This is a genomic window from Lacticaseibacillus sp. 53-4, assembly GCF_016861805.1.
Classification (GTDB): Bacteria; Bacillota; Bacilli; order Lactobacillales; family Lactobacillaceae; genus Lacticaseibacillus.
In genome coordinates, this window is record NZ_BOLT01000063.1 from 1 (window position 1) to 4,094 (window position 4,094).

A 4,094-nucleotide genomic window follows, 5' to 3' on the forward strand; every position below is an offset into this window, starting at 1 on the left:
AGTACTAACAAGAATAGGTCTTCATGGCCTTTTTGGTCTAGTCGTCAGGGTGTTGCACTTGAATTGTAAACTGGGGTTTAAATCCAATTGGAGGCCTCTCAAGTTTCTTCACTGATTTAGCCAAAATGAATGGGGCAACGAAACGTCTTCGTGAGCTGGCTCTTGCTAAACCAGAAGTTGAATCAGGCCATCTGCCGACACAAAAAGGGGAACTGAAACTAACAGACGTTTGCTTTGACTATGGAGACGGCAACCCCGTTCTTGAACATATCGACATCACAATTCCTGCTGACCAGAAAACAGCTTTGGTGGGGCCTTCAGGAGGGGGGAAATCAACTATCGTAAGCTTGCTCGAGCGCTTTTATCCAGTGACCAAGGGACAAGTATCCCTGGCCGGGGTGCCTGCTGAGGAGTATGGCTTAGAGGCTTGGCGCCAAAACATTGCTCTGGTCAGCCAAACCAACGATATCCAAAACGGTACGATTCGAGACAATCTATTATTCGGACTGTCCAAAACATTCAGTGAATCGCAAATTGAGTCAGCACTCGAAAGAGCAGGGCTGCTGAGGGAAATCAATAACTTCCCGCAGGGTCTGGAAACCTTGGTAGGTGAAGATGGTAATCTGCTGTCAGGGGGCCAACGGCAGCGGTTACAAATTGCACGAGCATATTTAAAGGCTCCTAACTTCATTATATTTGATGAGGCCACTGCTAACCTTGACGCTGATGCCGAATATCAGGTAACGAAAAGTCTTGATGCATTACTCTCTGATCGTGGCGCATTAATCATTGCGCACCGTCTATCTACGATAACTGATGCCGATAAGATATACTTCCTAGAGAATCACCGAATTACGGGATTCGGAACGCATTCTGAGCTTATGAAGACGCATGAATCATATCGGCGATTCGTTAACGAGCAAATTATTGAGTAGCGGGTCGACGTTATGTTTCTCTTTTTCCCGCTCGTATAATGTCCCTCGATGAATCTAGCAGCGCGGCCTTGCACATTTGATGTACAAGGCCGCGCTGCTAAGTATCCAGATGGGTTGTTTTTTTTTTGCAGCAACGCTATTCAAAGATATCAATTGCTGCCTTTTTAAGCGTGTTAAGCATACTAGGACTGACGTGACCTATAATGCTCGCATGTCTCGCAACCTGATCAAAGGTCGGCAATTGCCAAAGGATAATATTTCCTTTCGTCTTACTTTCGAGATCAACAAACGGAAGGTAACCACTCATATCCGCAAAATTTGTGGTCGTGATGGCCATCCCCACAACCATGCCGGTGAGCTGATTGTAGTCAGTGTTGGAGAGTACGATCAAATGTCGCCTAATGTTGCCCCGTCTTGGATCATGACCACCATATTCCCTGCCAGCATGTGGCTTCGCGTCGATTATGATGCTGTCACCCTGTTTTGGTGCGGACAAGTTTCGCTTACCTGTGAGAGGTGAGTTTGCCATGACTAAATCTCCTTACCTATACGAGGCTCTTCAGAGAAGTTGCCTATTTTGTCCAAATCTGCCCGAAAATTGTGCTTTTCTGCGTCAGGTGTATGTCAAAAATTTACGTGACGCGGTTCATAAAGCAGTGACCCATCATCTTGAACCCGTAATGTATACTCTTGTCCTGGTTTGATCCCGGTTTCGGCGGGGACGGTCAGACTGACTGAATGCCCCGACTTTCTGGTAACAAACTTGCCGAGGACGCGGCCTTGCTTGTTAGTTGTAGCCTTCATGGTCAACACATCCTTTCGTGTGATAACAGCATACACCGTAATTACCGTACCGACAGACGAATCGTTTCGTCGACGTGCTGACCACACATTTCGTTACTAGACTATTGCTCCGACGCCTCGCGAATGCTGTCGCCGCGGCTTTGGGAGCATTCTGATTGGTCTCACAAACAGCGCGCCTTGCCCGATTAAACGCAGGGCGCGTTGCGTTTCACAGGCGTAGTAACGGTTGACTGCGGAAGGACTAATCGACAATATCGAGGAATTAATTGGCATGACACTGGCAAGATTCTTGAATTGTACAAATTGTTGTACAATGGTACGCAATCTGGTACAATCAGTCCATGGAAGGAGTGGATAACTTTGGACGCAGTCTCCTACAGCGGGTTTCGTAAAAACCTCAAGTCCTATATGCAGAAGGTGAACCAGGATTCCGAGTCATTGTTGGTGACAGCTAAGGATCCGGAAGATACCGTCGTTGTGATGAGCAAAAGTGACTATGACTCAATGCAAGAAACCATGTACTTGTTAAGCAACCCTGATTTAATGGCACGCATTCGCCGTGGTGATAAGCAAATTCAGTCTGGCAAGGCCAAAGTGCATGACCTGCTGGAGGATGGGGAAGATGATTAAGTCTTGGACAGATGACGCCTGGGATGACTATCTGTACTGGCATGCTCAGAATGACAAAGCGATCATCAAGAGAATCAACAAGTTAATTAAATCAATCGATTCGACGCCTTACGAGGGCCTTGGCAAGCCAGAGCCGTTGCGATTTGAGCTTCAAGGCAAATGGTCACGTCGGATTTCTCAGGAGGATCGATTAGTGTACAGCATTGAAAACAATGCGATCATCATTTTTTCCTGCCGTTATCATTATGACCTCTAGCAAACTGGCTAGGTCGTCAAGTATGATTAGCTTAACTTGCCCGCCCCCAAGCACCACGAGTTTTTAATCGTGATGCTTTTTGAATGGCGGAAATTATTGCCCCGACGCCTCGCGAATGCTGTCAGCGCGGCTTTGGTGGAACCATTTTGACACCAGCTTGCGGTTGGCCAGCAGAGTTGGGATCAGCAGAATCAGCGCCAAGATGCCACACGATGGGAAGCCCCACAGGCCGCCGAACACGTCCATGACACTGCCGACGTAGAGCGAGCCGACCGGCGTGGAGCCTTGGTTGAGCAGGACATAGACGGACATGATGCGCCCGCGCAGCTCACCCGGAATGTTGAACTGGAACGACGCGTTGGACTGATTGAGAAAGACCATGTTGCAAAAGCCGACCAGCACCATGACCAGCATCGCCAGCCAGTAGCTGCGCACGAACAGCATGCCGGCCTGCAGGGTCGCGGTGCCGATGCCGACCCAGAGGTAGATGTTGCGCTGCATGCCGTAGCGCGACAGGTAGCTCATCAAAAAGGCGGCGATCAGCGACCCGACCCCGGTGGCCGACAGCAGGTTGGCGTAAGTCTGCGCGCCACCGTGGAAGACGGTTTTGGCCAAAATTGGGATGATGACGTTGTTATTGAAGTTAAGGGTGCAGATGATCAGCATCAGCTCGGCGGACAGGCGCACGGCGGCGTGGGTCCAGACGTAATGCAGCCCTTCCTTCAGGTCGGTCCAGACGCGCTCGTGCGAATGCGACGCAACAACGTGGTCCTGCCGGATCAAAAACAGCCCAAGCAGCACGGCCAGGTAGGAAATGGCGTCGACCAGAAAGCAGAAGCCAACTGAAAACTGCGCCATCAGTACACCCGCCAGCGCCGGCCCCGCGATCTTGGCCAGGTTAAAGATGGTGGAGTTCAGCGAAATGCCGTTCATCAGGTTCTTCTGACCGACCAGCTCGACGACGAAGCTCTGGCGCGTCGGCGTGTCAAAGGCCTGAAAGCAGCCGTACAGCAGCGCGATGATCAGGATCTCCCAGTACTGCACGATGCCGGTGTAGACCAGCACCGTCATCACCACGCCCAGCAGCAGGAACGCGCTTTGCGTGATCATTAAAATGGTGCGCTTGGGGAAGCGGTCGATCAGGGTGCCGGCCACCAGCGTCAGGCCCATGATGGGGATGAACTGAAACGCGGACAGCAGGCCGACCTTGAAGGCGGACTTGGTCATTTCGTACACCAGCCAGGTCTGCGCGGTGCGCTGGATCCAGGTACCCATGGTCGAGACGCACTGGCCGAGCCAGAAGTAGCGGAAGTTTTTTTCACTGAGCGAGGAGAACATGGTGCGCAGAACATTCATGAGCAGACTCTTTTCCATTGTAGTGACAACTATATGCCTGGATTATTCACCTCGGTATTGGGGACATGAAATCGCATCTGGCCGGTCTGAAAGCAACGTTTGGAGCGTTGCGA

At 50.8% G+C, this 4,094-nt stretch carries 5 protein-coding genes; 3 read left to right on the forward strand and 2 right to left on the reverse strand.

Annotated elements, in window-relative coordinates; all coding sequences use genetic code 11:
- Positions 1 to 125: 125 nt before the first annotated feature.
- Positions 126 to 935, forward strand: coding sequence for an ABC transporter ATP-binding protein (locus JUF21_RS11735; RefSeq protein ID WP_203624652.1), 810 nt, complete (start codon positions 126 to 128; stop codon positions 933 to 935).
- 136 nt (positions 936 to 1,071) lie between these two features.
- Here JUF21_RS11735 and JUF21_RS11740 read toward each other — a convergent pair whose 3' ends face one another.
- Complete coding sequence (locus JUF21_RS11740) at positions 1,072 to 1,464, reverse strand: type II toxin-antitoxin system PemK/MazF family toxin (protein WP_203624653.1); 393 nt, start codon at positions 1,462 to 1,464, stop codon at positions 1,072 to 1,074.
- Positions 1,465 to 2,099: 635 nt separating this feature from the next.
- On the opposite strand from JUF21_RS11740, the gene JUF21_RS11745 reads away from it, so the two are divergent.
- Together JUF21_RS11745 and JUF21_RS11750 are read left to right on the forward strand one after the other, a co-directional pair.
- Complete coding sequence (locus tag JUF21_RS11745; protein ID WP_203624654.1) at positions 2,100 to 2,369, forward strand: type II toxin-antitoxin system Phd/YefM family antitoxin; 270 nt, start codon at positions 2,100 to 2,102, stop codon at positions 2,367 to 2,369.
- Positions 2,362 to 2,625 carry a Txe/YoeB family addiction module toxin gene (locus tag JUF21_RS11750; RefSeq protein ID WP_054664047.1) on the forward strand — a complete coding sequence of 88 codons (264 nt, stop codon included), beginning with the start codon at positions 2,362 to 2,364 and terminating at the stop codon, positions 2,623 to 2,625. The genes JUF21_RS11745 and JUF21_RS11750 overlap by 8 nt, the downstream gene beginning before the upstream one ends.
- Before the next feature lie 93 nt (positions 2,626 to 2,718).
- On the opposite strand, the gene JUF21_RS11755 is transcribed toward JUF21_RS11750, so the two are convergent.
- Complete coding sequence (locus tag JUF21_RS11755) at positions 2,719 to 3,981, reverse strand: MFS transporter (protein WP_203664824.1); 1,263 nt, start codon at positions 3,979 to 3,981, stop codon at positions 2,719 to 2,721.
- Between the last annotated feature and the right edge of the window lie 113 nt (positions 3,982 to 4,094).

Bases quoted from the DNA above. Each gene is read 5' to 3' on its own strand.
- JUF21_RS11755 (WP_203664824.1), bottom strand. From the start codon at position 3,981: ATGAATGTTCTGCGCACCATGTTCTCCTCGCTCAGTGAAAAAAACTTC.
- JUF21_RS11740 (WP_203624653.1), bottom strand. From the start codon at position 1,464: ATGGCAAACTCACCTCTCACAGGTAAGCGAAACTTGTCCGCACCAAAA.
- JUF21_RS11735 (WP_203624652.1), top strand. From the start codon at position 126: ATGAATGGGGCAACGAAACGTCTTCGTGAGCTGGCTCTTGCTAAACCA.
- JUF21_RS11750 (WP_054664047.1), top strand. From the start codon at position 2,362: ATGATTAAGTCTTGGACAGATGACGCCTGGGATGACTATCTGTACTGG.